This is a genomic window from Pedobacter sp. CFBP9032, assembly GCF_034045265.1.
Lineage (GTDB): Bacteria > Bacteroidota > Bacteroidia > Sphingobacteriales > Sphingobacteriaceae > Pedobacter.
Genome location: NZ_JAXCWE010000018.1, coordinates 1 through 18,425, shown reverse-complemented (window position 1 = coordinate 18,425; position 18,425 = coordinate 1). Strand labels below are relative to the sequence as shown.

The following is an 18,425-nucleotide window of genomic DNA, read 5'->3' as shown; positions in this document are numbered from 1 at the left end:
CAATTATGAAAAATATCATCTCTACTCTAGCAAAAACTGCTGTTGTTCTATTATCCATTTCGAGTTTCGATCAAATAGCATTGGCCAGTGATAAACAGCCAGTTGTGCAGTATGCCGGAAAAGCAGATATTCCGTTAGAAGATTTTATCAGGCAGGCGAAATTAATGGGCATGAAAGAGGTGCAGTTAAGTGGTGTAGCTAACGAAAGATCTACAGATGCTAAAATAAAGGCTTATGCCAAAATGATTATTGATGATCATACTAAAGCAAATGAAGAGTTGAAGATGCTCGCTAAAGCTAAAAATGTTACTTTCCCGATGAGTACTTTGCCTGGCAATTTGCGGCCAGATGGACGTGTGGATTCTGCCCCTGAAAACATGAAAGATACCACCAGGAATCAAAATAAGCCAGAAGCTGCAGGCAACTCGAAAACTACCGGCATGGCAGGTACAGCTGTTAATGAAGAGGAAGCAACGTTGAGATTGGTAGAAGATTTAAGAAAAATGAATGGTTCTGCGTTAGATCAGGCCTATATCGTTGCAATGATTGCCGATCATCAGAAAGCTATTGCTTTATTTGAAGAGGCTGCAAAATCAGCTGATGCTGCGGTAAGAAAGTATGCATCGAAACAACTTCCTAAACTGAAAGCGCATCTTAAGCAGGCCAACACCTTTAATCAATAAGTTACCTAAAGGAAATTTATTTCTCACGAATTAGCTGCCGTTCATAGTCATGTTTAATACACACAACTTAGTATTTGGCATTTGCTTGAACGGTGGGTTAAAACGGTCGTCTTAAACTTGCTTCAGAATCTGCAATAAAACCTCGATATTGAAGTCTCTTTAGCTATAGAAAAATTAATAGATCGTATGCTGTTCAATACAAATACACTTATTTAGCGTAGCTAATGTTAAATGAACGTTGTAGAATCATTAGGATACGGTTTTTTATCCGCATCAGAAAAATACCATAAATGTATCTTCACTCTGCACTTTTATATCATTATTATTCATTCTAAATACCTGCAAAAAAATATCTCATAAATAGTTGTAAAGTTTTATAAATGGCGAAACGCGGATTGGTTTGGTTTAAGAATGATTTAAGACTACATGATAATGAGGCGTTATTTCGGGCTCAGGAAGAATGTGATGACCTGATTTTTTGTTTTTGTATTGAAAAAAAAGACTTTGATAAACAAGAACTTGGGTTTAGAAGGGTAGATGTTAACCGGTTTAAGTTTATGCAGCAGGCCATTCTCGATTTAAGAAAGCGCCTGGAAGCTGTTGGTGGTCATTTAGTTGTGGGTGAAATTTCTGCACTTGAAACTATACCAATGTTGATTGAGGAATATGATATCACAGATATTTATGCTGAAGAGGAATATGCGAGTTATGAAATTAACCTGGCTAACCAGGTGGTTAATACGCTTCCTGATATCAATTTTCATTTTTTCTGGGGTAAAACACTTTATCATAAAGATGACATCCCTTTTGAGATTGCTAAAATTCCGCTCACCAGTAAGGCCTATAGAATTCCTGTTGGTACCCATACCGAGCCCCGTACTGCTTTTAAAACGCCTACAAATCTAAATGGTGTAAAAAAAATTAAAACGAAAAAAATTCCAACCTATAGCGCTTACGGTTTTACTAAAGATGAGTATGGAAATTCAAAGCCACTTGTGGAGGGTGGCGAAACTGCGGCTTTGGAAAGATTGGAATATTATACTTTCAAATCTGAGCTTTTAACTGGGTACAGATGGAGTAGGAATAAATCGGATGGCTTAGACTACAGTTCAAAATTTTCACCATATCTGGCGTTAGGTTGTATTTCCGCACGCGAAATATACTCGAAGGTAAAAGATTACGAAGCAAAAATTAAAAAAAATCAAAGCACCTGGTGGTTGGTTTTCGAATTGGTATGGAGAGATTATTTTACATTTAAAGGCATGCGTTTTGGAAATGCTATCTTTAAAACAAAGGGCTACAAAAACAAGAATATCGAATGGGAAAATGATCCACTGAAGTTTGAAAAATGGTGTGAGGGTAATACAGGAATCCCTTTTATTGATGCGCACATGCGGCAATTGAACCAAACCGGCTATATGAGTAACCGTGGCCGGGTGAATTGTGCTAGCTATTTTGTGCATGATTTAAGAATAGACTGGACCTGGGGTGCCGCTTATTTTGAAGCTAAATTAATTGATTATGATGTTAGTTCGAACTGGATGAACTGGCATATGCAGGCATTTGAGATTTGGTATACCAATCCTGTGCATCAATCTAATAAATATAAGGCACAAGACTTTATTCGCAAGTGGATTCCTGAACTTTCGGATAGGAGTGATATTGAAGTTTTAGTACCGTGGGAATTCGACATTCCTGCTTATCCTACACCGATTGAGGTATATAAAAAGTGGAGTAGAGCCATTAACCTGATACAAAAAGTAGCCGTTTAATTGTTATCATCTATATTCTTCACTGACGGAGTATTAAATAAAATTGATTAAATAGCTGCAAATCAATTTGCAGTAAAAAATCCAAAATAATATTGTAAGTGCCCGGTCCGGGTGGCAGCTTCTGATTAAAACTTATAACTGGTTAAAAAGCTGAGGCACAAAGAGAACAAGATAATCGCGCCAGTTTGACCAGGTATGCCCACCTTCACTTTCTACGTAATTGTATTTAACCCCGAAACCATCGAGTTTTTTTCGGTAATCTTCTACTGTTTTATAAAGGAAATCGGTTTTACCTATGGCGATGTAATAAAGCTTTAAACCATTATTAAACTGATTTTTTAAGGTAACATCCAGGTTTTCATAAACAGGAGAAGTTGTTTTGCCGAATGGCATAATGGCTGGCGAAAAAAGGCCTACATAATCGAATGTTTTAGGGTAATATCTACTAATGTGCAGTGAATGGAAGCCACCCATAGATAAGCCTGCAATGGCGCGGTTTGTTTTATTAGCATTTACCCGGTAGTTTGCTTCTGTAAATTTAATAATGTCTGCAAATGTTTCTTCCATTTTACCATCCATTGTATTAGGGAGTTGCATGGTTGGTTTATATAATCCTTTCGAATCTTCGCCCGGGGCGGCTTGTTGCGCCACATTTCCATTGGGCATTACCACAATCATTGGTTTTGCTTTGCCTTGGGCAATCAGGTTATCTAAGATCTGAGCAGTTCTGCCTAAAGCCAGCCAGGCTTCTTCATCTCCACCCATTCCATGTAATAGATACAATACCGGGTATTTGTTTTTGCCTGCTTCATATCCTGGTGGTGTATAAATTGAAATTCTTCGCTGTTTATTATTGCCAGGAGATTGATACCATCTTTTAGCAACAGTGCCATGAGGTACATCGGCCACGAGGTAATAATCAGCCTTCCCACCCGGAACAATAACAACATTTACAACCGATGCAACGTCTCTGATCTGGTATACATTGTTGGCATCTCTTATTTTTAATCCATCTACAATAAAGGAATAACTGTATAATTCTGGTTTTAACGAAGACGTGGTGTAAGTCCAGATGCCATCGGCTTGCTTTTCCATTAGGGCAGTATTGGTTGCGCCCAACAAATCACCTTGAAGTTCTACCTTTTTAGCATTCGGGGCCATCAGGCGAAAAGTGATGCTTTTATCTGCATTAATTTCTGGGGAGGTAATTTCTTTTTTAGCATTAAAATCCAGATTTTCTTGTGCATGGCTGCTCAAAACACGGAGGAGTAATAATCCCAGTAACAATTTTTTCATCATCAGAAAATATTTTATTTAAATATGATTAAACTATAAGAAGCATTTTACTTTTATCGTAGCGGATAATAAAGATGCAGTTTTTTTATGTAAACGCAGCAAAAAAGAATGATCTGGTAGAAGGGTGGGATGGAGATTATTGAGGTGTACTTTAAGTTTAAGAGAACCGATATTAATTAAAAAGTTGGTTAGCAAAATGCGTATAAAATTTATACTTATTTTATAAAGATTCTTCGCCCGCTCTATGCCGCGGCGGCATGGTACTTTGGAGCGCCAAAGTACCCAAAGCGCTTTGTCAATCCAGCTATGAGCCTTTTACACTACCTCACACACATCAAAAAAACAGCGGCACTGCGTTTTGTGTTCAAAATTCTTTTAAAAATTGAATTCGTTGTTATGAATACAAAACCACTGCGTTTAAGGTTTGGTAGTGCAATATTTACTATTGTGCAACTGTTTTTTTGATTTCCCGGGCCCTTGGGATTGACGGCGTTCTTGGGTACAGACTGTGTTTTATTAAAGTTGGTTTAGCAAAATGAATAGAAAACCATTTCCGGAAAATGTTTTTACTCGATCGTCTTTAAAGGGGAATGGCGATCGCTATAACTACTTAGCAAGGCCAAACCACTGTTTCTTCGTTCTGCTTTTAGCCCGGCATGGTCAATTTTTCGGGATGGCACTGACCGAGCCTACCTACTGACTTAGATAGAAAAATTGCGAGCCGGCACTTTTGTTTCTTTTGGTGTCAAAAGAAAAAAGGCCAGTCCGGCTAGGACTAGATAAATCTCTTCGAATAAAGATGAAAAGATAAATTAATGCTGTATGGTGATCATCCCCAACTATCTGACATTCCTTCGACGGATTACCATGATTGCACCATTATTTTATAAAGATTCTTCGCCCGCTCTATGCCGCGGCGGCATGGTACTTTGGAGCGCCAAAGTACCCAAAGCGCTTTGTCAATCCAGCTATGGGCCTTTTACACCACCTCACACACATCAAAAAAACAGCGGCACTGCGTTTTGTGTTCAAAATTCTTTTAAAAATTGAATTCGTTGTGAACACAAAACCACTGCGTTTAAGGTTTGTTAGTGCTATTTGTACTGTTGTACAACTGTTTTTTTGATTTCCCGGGCCCTCGGGATTGACGGCGTTCTTCGGTACAGACTGTGTTTTATTAAAGTTGGTTTAGCAAAATGCATAGAAAAAACATATTCAAAAAAGGTGTCTGTATGATAGTCCTTTGAAAGTGAATTTACGATTGCTATAACTACTTAGCAAGCCCAAACCACCGTTTCTTCGTTCTGCTTTTGGACCGGCATGGTCAATTTTTCGGGATGGCAATAGTTAAGCCTACCTACTGACTTAGACAGAAAAATTGCGAGCCGGCACTTTTGTTTCTTTTGGTGTCAAAAGAAAAAGGCCAGTCCGGCTAGGACTAGATAAGTCTTTTTGAATAAAGATAATAAGATAAATTAATGCTGTAAGGTGATCATCCCCAACTATCTGGCATTCCTTCGAAGGATTGTCGTGATGACACCATTATTTTTGTAAAGATTCTTCGCCCGCTCTATGCCGCGGGGGCATGGTAATTGGAATGCGCCAATTACCCAAAGCGCTTTGTCAATCCAGCTATGGGCCTTTTACACCACCTCACACACATCAAAAAAACAGCGGCACTTAGTTTTGTGTTCAAATTTTTTTTTAAAATTCAATCCGCATTTATGAACACAAAACCACTGCGTTTCAGGTTTGGTAGTGCAATGTTAGACTATTGTGCAACTGTTTTTTTGATTTCCCCGGCCCTTGGGATTGACGGTGTTCTTCGGTATAGCCTGTTCTTTATTAAAGTTGGTTAGCAAAATGCATAGAAAACACATATTCAAAAGTGTAGTCCTTTGAAAGTGAGTTACGGTCGCTATAACTACTTAGCAAGGCCAAACCACCGTTTCTTCGTTCTGCTTTTGGACCGGCATGGTCAATTTTTCGGGATGGCAATAGTTAAGCCTACCTACTGACTTAGATAGAAAAATTGCGAGCCGGCACTTTTGTTTCTTTTGGTGTCAAAAGAAAAAAGGCCAGTCCGGCTAGGACTAGATAAATCTCTTTAAATAAAGATGACAAGATAAATACTGTATGGTGATCATCCCCAACTATCTGGCATTCCTTCAACGGATTATCGTGATAACACCATTATTTATAAAGATTCTCTTACCCGCTCTTTGCCCCAGGGCAAGGTAATTGGAAAGTGCCAATTACCCAAAGCGCGCTGTTAATCCTGGCTAGGGGCTTTCATACCATCTGCATGCGCATCAAAATTCTTCCTCATATTTCATTAATATTGGAATTAGTTGTTTAATCTCTTCTAAAAGCTCTTCGGCGCCCTTTTTTAAGGTAGAGTGTTCAGTAACATCAACTTTCTGCAACCTTCTGCTTACTTCTGCTAAAGTAATGAGACCTGCAGAGGTAGACATGCCGTACAGTTTGTGAGATAACGATAGCACCATTTGCGAATCTTCAGGTTGTATGTTTTTATCTAACTGAAGCTGGGCTTGATTAAGTTGATTCACTGTAATCCCAATAATTTTTTTCAGCTTAACCGAATCTTTACCAAAGTAAGCTTCTAGTTTTACCACATTAAAGTGCACCAGGTCTTTATCGGTTTCCTCATTTTGCCCCGATTCTACCTCGTTTGCCCGTACCAACCACTTGTTTAATATGGCTTCGATATTTTCTTCTAAAATGGGTTTTGTAATAAAATCATCCATACCTGCTGCAATACTTTTTTCTCTTTCGCCCTTTACATTGGCAGCAGTTAAGGCAATTATTGGTGTTTTTTTATCTTTCTCAATAGATCTGATTGTTCTCGAACATTCGTAACCATTCATTTCAGGCATCTGTATATCCATAAAAACGAGGCTAAATGGCATCTTTTGGAATTCTTCTATACCAATTACGCCATTCTCGGCTTCTATGATAATGCTCTGTGGGTAAAGTTTTTCGATGTACGAACGGGTTAAGAATCTGTTTACCTCATTATCTTCTACAACTAGAAATTTATAATCATGGTTTTGGTACGAGATAGGTGGTGCAACACTTTCGAGGTTTCGGGGAGCTGGCTCCTTCATTTTTAGCCTGGATAATGCATTGTAAAGCTTATCCATTTTTATAGGCTTAAGCAATCTGTTATCTATTTTTAACTCGTTGCAGGCCTTAATAATTGTGCCATCATCAGATGAGCTATGGAGCAGAATTACAGGAAGTTTTTCATCTTCATTCATGAAATTATTCCTGATTTTTGTTGCCGTTTCTATTCCATCCATGTACTGCATATGGTAATCCATTAAAATAGCATCGTAGTTTCTGCCTTCTGCTAAAAACTGCAGGGCTTCGAAGCCATTGCGTGCATGATCAGACTGGATATTTTTCAGTAGCAGCATATCCGTCAAAATATTTCTGTTATTATCATTATCGTCTACAATCAGCACATTATTAATGCTTTCCAAGCCAACCCATTCAATTGGATCTCCCTCTTCAGATTGCAGATTTAAGTCAAAGTAAAACATACTGCCTTCGCCAAGGGTGCTTTCCAGGTGAAGGCGGCTATCCATCATTTTTAATAATTTATTAGAGATGGTTAATCCTAATCCTGTACCGCCATATTTTTTGGTAGTGGAGGAGTCTTCTTGCGAAAATGCATTAAAAATTTTAGCTTGAGTTCCTTTGGCAATTCCAATTCCGGTATCGCGAACGCTAAACCTTAAGAGGTGATGATTTTCGCTTTCGCTTAGGGCTTGTATTTTTAGTTCAATTTCTCCCTTAGCTGTAAATTTTGCCGCGTTTCCTAATAGGTTAATTAATACCTGTTTCAGGCGAAGGGCATCTGCCCATATAAATCTAGGAAGGTTGGGCTGCACATTCAACAGCATTTCTAGTTTTTTAGTCTGGATCTGGTAGTTGGTAATGTCGCTGGCTTGCCCGGCAATTTCGTAAAGATCACACTTGTCTATATCGAGCTCAAATTTGCCAGCCTCAATTTTTGAAAAATCTAAAATATCATTTATAATGCTTAACAGCGTATTGGCAGATTGATTAACGATTTTAAGGTATTGCTGTTGTGTATGGTTGAGTTGGGTTTTTAATACCAGATCGGTGAAGCCTATTACCCCATTTAATGGTGTTCTGATCTCGTGGCTCATGTTTGCCAGAAATTCAGATTTCGCGGAGTTGGCCAGGTCTGCCCGTAATCTCGCTACGGTTAATTCTTCCCGGTGCTTAACGCTGGCAGAGATATTGTGTGTAAAAATCATCATGCCGCCTATAGATTTATCTGCTTTATACCAGGGCCTCATTTCCCAGGAGATATGATTTGGCATATTGGTTTTTACATCAACATATACATCTTCTTCTTTTTTTACCACTTGTCCTTTGAGTACCTTTTGGTGCACAGCTTTGCGTTCATCAGATAAATTTGGGAAGACATCGTAATAAGATAATCCCCTTATATCTCCACTAATCTGCGTGTAGTCTTTTAACCAGGTTTTGCTTGCAATTAGAAAATGCATATTCTCATCAACCATGGCTACAGATGCCGGTGCGTTTTCGATAAAGGCAATGAGTAATGCTTTTTCTGTGGCTAGCTCTTTTTCGAAGGTTTCTTTTTGGGTAACATCAACCGAAATACCTAAATAGCCAATTACCTTACCCTCGTTATCTTTTATGGAAGTGATTGATAAAGATACCCTTAAACGTTTGCCAGATTTGGTGATAAAAGTAAATGTTCTTTCTTTTTGAGGATGATCTGCACATTGTTTATAAAAACCAAACCCTGACACTTGCCGCCCTAGAGAAGAACTGAAATTTGTACAAAGTTCATCTACTTCTGTAGGATCGTGAAAGATGACTGGCGTTTGCTTTCCAATCATTTCTTCGGCAGTGTAGCCTAACAATTGCTCCGAGCCCTGGTTAAACACGGTGATGAATCCTTCTAAATTTGTAGCGATGATGCTCACCCCGGTAGCTGCAGAAAGTACATCATCCAATAGCTTTTTAGCGGCGATTACTTCCATCTGTGCACGTTTCTGGCTATCTATGTTTTGAAAGGTACCATAGAGGCGGCTCGGTACATTTTTTACAAATTGCGCATTACCTTTGGTACGTACCCATATTTCTTTACCGTTAAAATCTACGATTTGAAGTTCCAGATCCCAGTCTTTACCTGTACGCAGGCATTCTTCTACCGCTTCTGTAATTTTCCCTCTGCTTTCTCCGCTTTTATAAAATTGAATAGCGTTTTCTTTAGTGGGGATAAACCCATCTGGTACGGAATGAATTTCATGGGTAATGCTAGACCAGTAAACTTGCTCATCAACCAAGTTAAGTTCCCATCCACCTATTTTAGAGAGGTTGCTGGTTTCTTCTAATAAATTCTTGGTGTGAAGGAGATCTTTTTCTAACTTCTTTTGATCGGTAATATCTATTGCATTACCGATAATATAAGGTTCATCATTAAGATCATGCTGTAATATATTGGAATATAACCACAGCCGCTCTTCACCAGATTTACGTTTAACCACCATGTAGCCCTTAGAATAGCCATGTGTTGACACCTCGGCAAGATATTGACGTAGATGATCATGCCGCTCTTTAGGGATAATATCAAATAAGGTTTTGTTAAACAGTTCTGTTTTAGAAAAGCCTAATGTTGTTGCTCCGGATGGATTGAGTGAGATTAATTTTCCATGAATATCATGGGTACACATTAATCCTTGTGAACTCTCGAAAAATGCCTTTAATTTCTGTTCGCTAACTTTTAATGCCTGGTTTTTCTCAATTTCAATTGTTACATCTCTTCCAATTGCAAATATATTCTTATCTGTATTTTCGATTGTAGCGGTCCATTCAATCACCCGGAACCCACCAGTTTTTAAAGAAATTTGATGGGTGCTGTGTTCTACAGCAAGACCGTTTTTTAAATTATGCCAAAGTGTTTTGGCTTGATCTTGTTCTTCTACCGGCACAATATCAAAAATGGTTTTGAGCTGTAGTTCTTCCTCCGTCCAGCCGAGGCGTTTATTGAAGCATGGATTGGCCATCCTGAAATTCCAATCGGGACCTAAAATACAAATCAGGTCTTCAGAATCATTAATCAACCGACTGAAATTTTTGTACTCCTGCTTTTTTCTTCGTTCTACAATGGCCGAGATGGTTTCTTCTACCAGAAGTGATAATTGCTTTTTTTGTAATGTGCTTAATTTTTTTGGTTCTGTACTGATCACACAAAATGAGCCTAGCGTAAATCCATTCGGATCTACCAGTGGGAATCCGGCGTAGAACCGCACCTTAATTCCTTCCTGTACCATTGGATGCACACACCAGTGGTTATCATTAAGCGTATCTTCTACAATGAAGGGATTCTTAGATAATAAGGTACGTTCGCACATGGTAAACCCTCTCGGAACCTCTTCTACAGCAAGCCCCTTTGCTGATTTATACCAAACCCTGTCCTTATCAATGAAGGAAATTAGTGAGATTTCGCAACCTGCAATTAAGGAAGCAATTTCAGTAAGCCTGTCGAAATCGCGCTCTTTGTGAGAGTCTATAATTTCGTAACTGTAGAGCGCACGAAGGCGGGCTGATTCATTTTCTTGCATTTCAATTTATTTTGCATAGTGGTTAAGCACTATATGCCAGCTTATTTGAACTGTTTTGTATAACTGCAGGCTACCTTGCCTAGCACTGTCTTACAGATATTTAATGTTAATTAACCTAATTTAATACGATAATCTGCCAGGCGATGGTAAGGTAAAATAGGAGGTTTTTATTCTAATTTGAATAGGGAACAGCTTAATTAGGTGATTGGCTAAAATTATTTTGGTATAGGAAGTTTAAAAGTTAGTGATTTTCTATTACTTATCTCCCATGTTTATACACTTTCTTTTTGGAAAAGAGCGGGGATTGTTCTTAATATGAGTTTGATATCGTTAGTAAAACTTTGGTTTTTTGCGTAAGTATTATCCAGCGTTAATCGCTCTTCTTCACTCATTTTTCCTTTGCCGCGTTTCTCTACTTGCCACAGGCCCGTTAGCCCCGCAGGTGCAGCAAACCGGAGTACAGATTTATCTGTAGTAAGTTTCTCTGCTTCGTAAATGGGTAATGGGCGGTTACCCACAATGCTCATATCGCCAATTATTACATTCCAAAGCTGAGGCAATTCATCAATGCTTGTATTTCTAATAAAATTACCAACCTTCGTAATCCTGGGGTCGTTAGTGATCTTAAAAAAGGCAGATCCATTTTTAAGTGAATTAACGTAAACATCATCTTTTTCACACCACTTTGCCCCATCTGCATAAATAGGGTATTGGCATTTCCCTGTTTGCATACAAGCTTCGCAAAGTACTGCATCTTCTTGCTTAAGTTGCTCCTTTTTCTGATCTGCATTATATTGATTAAGGTGCATCAGGTCTTTTACTTTCTGATCTGCATTGATGTACATTGATCTGAATTTGTAAAATTTGAAGATCTTAAATCCAGTTCCTGTTCGTAAAGAGTAATAAAATGCAGGGCCTTTAGATTCCAGCCGGATGGCAAGCGCCACAAGAATAAGTAAAGGAAACAACATTAAAAGTGCTAGGCCCGCAAAGCATACATCGAAAATACGTTTAGCCAGGCCAGTTTGATAGACAGACCTGGTGTGAACCGGAAGTTCTTTCATGAGTGAAGACCAGTTCCGGATAAAGAAAAGTACCCGTTTTTCTAAGCGATCTTTTTCTACCGGAAGCCTGAAAACATCGGAAATGCCTGCGGTAAGTGCTAACTTTCTTAAATTGGAGTTAAGTTGCCTTAAAATTAAAAAGAAAGGTACCGATGGCATCTTCTTGTTTTTTAGGGTCTCTATTAAGGAAAGGCCACCATTAGATAATATTTCGCTATAGCAAATAATGGCTGCTATGGGTAGTTTTCTTGTTTCCCATTGTTGTGCCAGTATCAATCCGTTATCAAAATGAATAAGCTGCCTACCCTCAAAGTTGTACTGATCCATAAAGGAATGCAGGAAATCTTCATCAAAGCCTACAAGGGCAATGATTTGGCTATCAGCATTTATGCTAGCAGGATTTCCCATTAGCTTGTACTTTTTCCGGCCCGTCTTAACACCATCTTTATTCTGGCCTCTAATTCTGCAGGGTTAAAAGGTTTAACAACAAAATCATCTGCACCTGCATCAAGACATTTAATCCGTTTATCAGAACTTTCCTCTCCAGATAAGATCATGATTGGAAGAGAACTGAAAAAATCACTTACCTTAAGTTGCTCTATTAATTCCAGCCCGTTCATATTAGGGGTGTTCAAATCTGAAATAATCAGATCTGGAATGTTACCGCCCTGCAAAAAGGCCAATGCGCTTAAGCCATCGGGTTTTATATCTATGCGATAATTTACGTTAAGAATTTCGTCGAGTACGGCTTGCATAAACTCATCATCTTCTACAAGGAGGATATGGATTTTGGGATTGTTGTTTTTACTCATTGGGAAAGACGTATAATAGAGCTTTTTTTAATAGGTAAACAGCAAAAAGCTAAGTAAAAATAGTGATTAACACTAAGTTACACAAAACTGGTTTTAATGAACAGGATCAACTAAATGAGTAGTGTAAATAAATACATTTCAAATCCGGGAAATCCTATCAAATATTTACTGGCGACGTACAATAATAAGAAAAAAATAATCTTCAATGTCTGCCTTATTCCCTTAAGGAGTAATTATTTTAAATGTTTTCATTAGCATGACCTATCGGTAAAATCGAATAGCAATTACAAAGCTTAAAGTAATAGCTGTAGCATATACTTTAAACAAAATATTTTTAATCAGTATTTTTTAGAAGACATTATACAGCAACTTTTTGAAGATATAAATGTTGGTTGTTATTGCAAGAATATGGCTTGAAGCTTAGCAACGATCGAAAATAAAAGAATGAGCAGATAGGAATGAACAAAATGGTTTTTTAATATTTATTAAAGTCGCTGTTAAACTGTGGAAAGGTCTATGGCACTTTTATTACGCGAATAATAGAAGGATATTATTTTATTCTGCCTATTTAAGTTCTGATTTAATAGGTATTTTTATACATTTAGGTCTCTATAACCATCAATTTAATGGAAACCAATTTTTTATCGTTCAGTACTACACAGTTAAATAGGCTTTTTCCTTGTTTTATCTTAGTGGATACCCAAATGCAGATTACACAAATGGGCGAGGTGTTAAAAAGTATATGCGGAGATTGTATTGGAGACAATTTTTCTGATCATTTTGAGCGCTGCGATAAAAATGATAGTCTTGATCCAGAAATTTTGGGTCAGCACACGTACGTTAGTTTAAAAGTTAAAGATGGTTCGGTTAATGGGAAATGGGAGGAAATTGGCCAGGATGGAGCATTTTTATTTGCTGGAGAGCAGGTTGTACTAAAGGATAGCCCACTGCATAAGCCCATCGGCGTAGCAATAGCTACAGAAATTACTCCAGACCAAAAGGAACTGTTTTTGGTAAATATGAGCCACGAGATTAGAACGCCAATGAATGCCATTATTAGTATGGCCAATCAACTTTCCAGAACCGCACTCACTGATGAGCAGGATTATTTTACTCAAACCATCCAAACTGCCTCAAAAAACCTATTGGTAATTATAGACGATATTCTGGATCTCTCCAAAATGAATGCTGGAAAATTAGATTTGGAATATAGTGGCTTTGATCTTAAAATAGTTCTTGATGAAATGATGCAGTTAATGATGCATAAAGCCGAAAAAAAGGGCTTAGAGATCGACTATATTCTTCCGAGTGATATTCTTATTTCGCCGGTATTAATGGGTGATCCTCATCGAATTAATCAGGTAATCTCTAATTTAGTAAGCAACGCCATTAAATTTACAGATAAAGGATCTGTATTATTAACCGTTACTGTTTTAGGAGCGGACGTAGACAGCCAGGAAATTGAAATTTTAGTGAGGGATACAGGAATTGGAATGGACCCCGAATTTGTAAACCGTCTTTTTGTTGATTTTAGCCAGGAACATGAATCAACCTCACGTCAATATGGAGGGATTGGTTTGGGGATGAGTATTTCACAGAAACTGGTTGCGCAAATGGGCGGGCATTTTAAGGTGGATAGTGAAAAAGGCGTAGGCTCTGCAATTTCTTTTACCATTAAACTTAAAAAAGGATCGGATCAAGATCTTCCGAAAGCGGTCATTACAACTTACAATGAGGAGTTATTTGCAGGAAGAAAAATTCTTATTGTTGATGATAATGAAACAAACAGACTCGTGGCGAGTACTATCTTGCTGAGCTATGGCTCGCAGGTGTTAAATGCTGAGGATGGAGATATGGCACTGCAAATGGTGAAGGAAGATGCATATGACATCATTCTGATGGACATTCAAATGCCTGTGCTTGACGGATATGAAACGACCCGAATCTTAAGACAAAAAGGTTACACTGGCACAATCATCGCCCTTACTGCTTCTGTGGTTCCTGGAGAAAGGGAAAGGTGTATTGCTGCGGGCATGGATGATTACCTTACCAAACCTATTAACGAAGAACTTATTATCGAGGTAATAAATAGCTGGTTGAATAAAAAAGCCGTTCTTGTTCCAGCGCCTGAATTGACGCTGCCCTTATATAGTTTGGAAGGCCTTAGATTGATTAGTAAGGGGAGAGAAGATTTTGTGACTAAAATGATGGAGTTGTTCTGTGGACAGGTGCCCGATGCATTAACTCATCTTAATACTAGTTTCCAGGAGAATGATTTGCCTCAGGTTTCGAAATTGGCACATAAATTAAAATCAACGATAGATCATCTCGAAATCAAATCGATTCAACGCACCATCAGAAGCATTGAATCGTTAAGCGAGGAGGGAAGCAGGGCAGAACTGATTCCGATGGTGGATGAGGTTAATGATGTGCTTAACCAGGTAATGGAGGAACTTCGTTTAGAAATTGCAGAGAGAAATCAATAGGTTGAATTCATTTAGTGCCATTTATACTATTGTACAACTGTTTTTTTGATATCCCTGGCCCTTAAGATTGATGGCGCTCTTCGGTAGGGCCTAATTTTCTATTATCGTTGGTTAGCAAGATGCAGAGAAAACCATTCCGGGGAGATGTTTTTACTAGATAGTCTTTTAGGGGGAATGGCGATCGCTATAACTCCTTAGCAAGGCCAAACCACTGTTTCTTCGTTCTGCTTTTGGACTGGCATGGTCAATTTTTCGGGATGGCACAGACCGAACCTACCTATTGACTTAGATAGAAAAATTGCGAGCTGGCAACTTTGCTTTTTTGGTTGCCCAAAGAAGAGAGACAGTCCGGCTAGGACTAGATAAGATCCTTTTAAACCCGAAGTGTAAAAGACATTTTTTTGTAGCATTCATCTATCGGGCGGTGTCATCGCTTGCCGAAATCTTTTCCCGCTGCGCTGTCTTGCCTCGGCTAGCCGCCGAAGGGCTCTCTTCTTTTTCTTGGCAAAAAGAAGCAAAACCCAAGGCTTGGAACTGATGTCAGATAAATTCGTTAAAGCTTTTTTTCGGCAGCACAAGCACCCGATGAAGAATCGGGAGAGGACGCGCTGCCTTGGGTTGTGGTGGGTTGAAAGATTGTGTTTGAAGCTTTGACGTTTTCTCCTTCCATCATTTCCTAGGCCGGATAGCAGGGTGGCCATAGCATGATGAGAATTAAGATGCTAACTTAGGTTTAGAACAAGAATGGCGGTCGCTATCGCTACCCAACAAGGCCAAACTACCGTTTCTTCGTTCTGCTCTTAGACCGGCATGGTCAATTTTTTGGGATGGCACTGACCAAGCCCAGCTACTAACTTGGATAAAAAAATTGCGAGCCGGCAGTTTTGTTTCTTTTGCTGTCAAATGAAAAAAGCCCCGTCCGGCCAGGACACGATAAGATCCTTTAAACCCGAAGTGTAAAAGACATTTTTTTGTAGCATTCATCTATCGGGCGGTGTTATCGCTTGCCGAAATCTTTTCCCGCTGCGCTGTCTTGCCTCGGCTAGCCGCCGAAGGGCTCTCTTCTTTTTCTTGGCAAAAAGAAGCAAAACCCAAGGCTTGGAACTGATGTCAGATAAATTCGTTAAAGCTTTTTTTCGGCAGCACAAGCACCCGATGAAGGATCGGGAGAGGACGCGCTGCCTGGGGTTGTGGAGTACGAAAGATTGTGTTCGAAGCTTTAAACGTTTTCTCCTTCCATCATTTCCTAGGCCGGTTAGCAGGGTGGCCATAGCATGATGAGAAAGTATGATTTGAACTTTAATTTATAACAAGAATGGCGATCGCTATCACTACCCAACAGGGCCAAAGCACCGTTTCTTCGTTCTGCTCTTAGACCGGCATGGTCAATTTTTCGGGATGGCAATATCCAAGCCTACCCACTAACTTTAACAGAAAAATTGCGAGCCGGCGGTTTTGTTTCTTTTGCTGTCAAAAGAAAGAAGGCCTGTCCGGCCAGGACACAATAGAATCCTTTTAAACACGAAGCGTAAAAGAGTTTTTTTGTACCATTCATCTATCGGCTGGTGTCATCACTTGCCGTAAATTTTTCCCGATGCGCTGGCTTGCCTCGGCTAGCCGCCGAAGGGCTTTTACTTTTTTGCTTGATCAAAAAAGTAACAAAAAAATCAAGGCTTGGAACTGATGTCGGATAAATTCGTTAAAGCTTTTTTTCGGCAGCACAAGCACCCGATGAAGAATCGGGAGAGGACGCGCTGCCTTGGGTTGTGGTAGGTTGAAAGATTGTGGGGAAACTTTAACCTTTTCTCCTTCCATCATTTCCTAGGCCGGATAGCAGGGAGGCCATAGCATGATGAGAAAGTATGATTCGAACTTTAATTTATAACAAGAATGGCGATCGCTATCACTACCCAACAGGGCCAAACCACTGTTTCTTTGTTCTGCTTTTGGACCGGCATGGTCAATTTTTTGGGATGGTACAGACCGAGCCCAGCTACTGACTTAGATAGAAAAATTGCGAGCCGGCAACTTTGCTTCTTTGGTTGCCCAAAGAAGAGAGCCCGTCCGGCCAGGACAAAATAGAATCCTTTTTAACCCGAAGTGTAAAAGACATTTTTTTGTAGCATTCATCTATCGGGCGGTGTCATCACCTGCCGTAAACTTTTTCCCGCTGCGCTGGCTTGCCTCGGCTAGCCGCCGAAGGGCCCTTACTTTTTTGCTTGATCAAAAAAGTAACAAAAAAATCAAGGCTTGGAACTGATGTCGGATAAATTCGTTAAAGCTTTGTTTCGGCAGCACAAGCACCCGATGAAGAATCGGGAGAGGACGCGCTGCCTTGGGTTGTGGTGGGTTGAAAGATTGTGGTTGAAGCTTTAAACGTTTTCTCCTTTCATCATTTCCTAGGCCGGTTAGCAGGGTGGCAATAGCATGAGAGGAAATTAGGATGCAGACTTAGATTAATAATTAGTTGAAGCTTTAAACGTTTTTTCCTTCCATCATTTCCTAGGCCGGTTAGCAGGGTGGCCATAGCATGAGGAGAATTAGTATTAGACTTAGATTTAGAACAAGAATGGCGATCGCTATCACTACCCAACAGGGCCAAACCACCGTTTCTTCGTTCTGCTCTTAGACCGGCATGGTCAATTTTTCGGGATGGCACAGACCGAGCCTACCTACTGACTTAGATAGAAAAATTGCGAGCCGGCAGCTTTGTTTCTTTTGCTGTCAAAAGAAAAGAGGCCCGTCCGGCCAGGACAAATAGAATCCTTTTACTCGAAGCATAAAAGACATTTAAATTGTACCAGTCATCTATCAGCTGGTGTCATCACCTACCAAAAACTTATTTCCACTGCGCAGCCTTGCCTCGGCTAGCCGCCGAAGGGCTTCTACCTTTTTCTTGACAAAAAGAAGCAAAACCGAGCTTTTCTGCGAGCTCATGAATACCTATAAAAACATATACACCTGATGAATAACTCAAGGCCTGGAACTGATGTCGGATAAATTCGTTAAAGCTTTGAGGGCGGCAGCACAAGCACCCGATGAAGAATCGGGAGAGGACGCGCTGCCTTGGGTTGTTGAGTATGAAAGATTGTGGCAGAAGCTTTAACGTTTTCTCCTTCCATCATTTCCTAGGCCGGATAGCAGGGTGGCAATAGCAGGATGAGAAAATAGGATGCAGTCTTAGATTTATAAGTGGTTGAATCTGTAAACGTTTTCTCCTTCCATCATTTCCTAGGCCAGTTAGCAGGGTGGCAATAGCATGATTGGAAAATAGGATGCAACTTAGATTAATAACAAGAATGGCGATCGCTATCACTACCCAACAGGGCCAAACCACCGTTTCTTCGTTCTGCTCTTAGACCGGCATGGTCAATTTTTTGGGATGGCACTGACCTAGCCCAGCTACTGACTTGGATAAAAAAATTGCGAGCCGGCAGTTTTGTTTCTTTTGCTGTCAAAAGAAAAGAAGCCCGTCCGGCTTAGGACAAAACAGAATCCTTTTTCATCTATCAGCTAGTGTCATCAGCTGCCTAAAACTTTTTCCCACTACACTGGCTTGCCTCTGCTAGCCGCCGAAGGGCTTCTACCTTTTTCTTGATAAAAAGGTAGCCAAAAATCAAGGCTTGGACCTGATGTCGGATAAACTCGTTAAAGCTTTG

The 18,425-nt window shown here is 39.6% G+C and carries 7 protein-coding genes; 3 read left to right on the top strand and 4 right to left on the bottom strand.

Features of this window, described 5'->3' with window-relative positions:
* The first annotated feature begins 5 nt into the window (after nucleotides 1-5).
* A complete protein-coding gene (locus SOM16_RS21895) occupies nucleotides 6-683 on the top strand; it encodes a DUF4142 domain-containing protein (RefSeq protein WP_320466131.1) in 678 nt (225 codons plus the stop codon).
* A gap of 380 nt (nucleotides 684-1,063) precedes the next feature.
* Nucleotides 1,064-2,455 carry a DASH family cryptochrome gene (locus tag SOM16_RS21890; protein WP_320466130.1) on the top strand — a complete coding sequence of 464 codons (1,392 nt, stop codon included), beginning with the start codon at nucleotides 1,064-1,066 and terminating at the stop codon, nucleotides 2,453-2,455.
* 132 nt (nucleotides 2,456-2,587) lie between these two features.
* On the opposite strand, the gene SOM16_RS21885 is transcribed toward SOM16_RS21890, so the two are convergent.
* The 4 genes from SOM16_RS21885 to SOM16_RS21870 all read right to left on the bottom strand — a co-directional run bounded on the left by SOM16_RS21885 (nucleotide 2,588) and on the right by SOM16_RS21870 (nucleotide 12,280).
* Nucleotides 2,588-3,754: an esterase gene (locus SOM16_RS21885; protein ID WP_320466129.1), complete on the bottom strand. Its 1,167-nt coding sequence runs from the start codon at nucleotides 3,752-3,754 to the stop codon at nucleotides 2,588-2,590.
* Between the two features lie 2,309 nt (nucleotides 3,755-6,063).
* Nucleotides 6,064-10,404, bottom strand: a complete 4,341-nt coding sequence (locus SOM16_RS21880; RefSeq protein ID WP_320466128.1) for a PAS domain S-box protein — start codon at nucleotides 10,402-10,404, stop codon at nucleotides 6,064-6,066.
* Between the two features lie 272 nt (nucleotides 10,405-10,676).
* Nucleotides 10,677-11,876 carry a sugar transferase gene (locus SOM16_RS21875; RefSeq protein WP_320466127.1) on the bottom strand — a complete coding sequence of 400 codons (1,200 nt, stop codon included), beginning with the start codon at nucleotides 11,874-11,876 and terminating at the stop codon, nucleotides 10,677-10,679.
* Nucleotides 11,876-12,280, bottom strand: a complete 405-nt coding sequence (locus SOM16_RS21870; protein ID WP_320466126.1) for a response regulator transcription factor — start codon at nucleotides 12,278-12,280, stop codon at nucleotides 11,876-11,878. The genes SOM16_RS21875 and SOM16_RS21870 overlap by 1 nt, the downstream gene beginning before the upstream one ends.
* 626 nt (nucleotides 12,281-12,906) lie before the next feature.
* Here SOM16_RS21870 and SOM16_RS21865 point away from each other — a divergent pair.
* Entirely contained in the window at nucleotides 12,907-14,766 is a 1,860-nt protein-coding gene (locus SOM16_RS21865; RefSeq protein ID WP_320466125.1) for a response regulator, read from the top strand.
* Nucleotides 14,767-18,425: the final 3,659 nt, after the last annotated feature.

Excerpts from the sequence above, each read along its gene's own strand:
- SOM16_RS21880 (WP_320466128.1), bottom strand. The coding sequence starts at position 10,404 with ATGCAAGAAAATGAATCAGCCCGCCTTCGTGCGCTCTACAGTTACGAA.
- SOM16_RS21890 (WP_320466130.1), top strand. The coding sequence starts at position 1,064 with ATGGCGAAACGCGGATTGGTTTGGTTTAAGAATGATTTAAGACTACAT.
- SOM16_RS21885 (WP_320466129.1), bottom strand. The coding sequence starts at position 3,754 with ATGATGAAAAAATTGTTACTGGGATTATTACTCCTCCGTGTTTTGAGC.
- SOM16_RS21875 (WP_320466127.1), bottom strand. The coding sequence starts at position 11,876 with ATGGGAAATCCTGCTAGCATAAATGCTGATAGCCAAATCATTGCCCTT.
- SOM16_RS21870 (WP_320466126.1), bottom strand. The coding sequence starts at position 12,280 with ATGAGTAAAAACAACAATCCCAAAATCCATATCCTCCTTGTAGAAGAT.
- SOM16_RS21895 (WP_320466131.1), top strand. The coding sequence starts at position 6 with ATGAAAAATATCATCTCTACTCTAGCAAAAACTGCTGTTGTTCTATTA.
- SOM16_RS21865 (WP_320466125.1), top strand. The coding sequence starts at position 12,907 with ATGGAAACCAATTTTTTATCGTTCAGTACTACACAGTTAAATAGGCTT.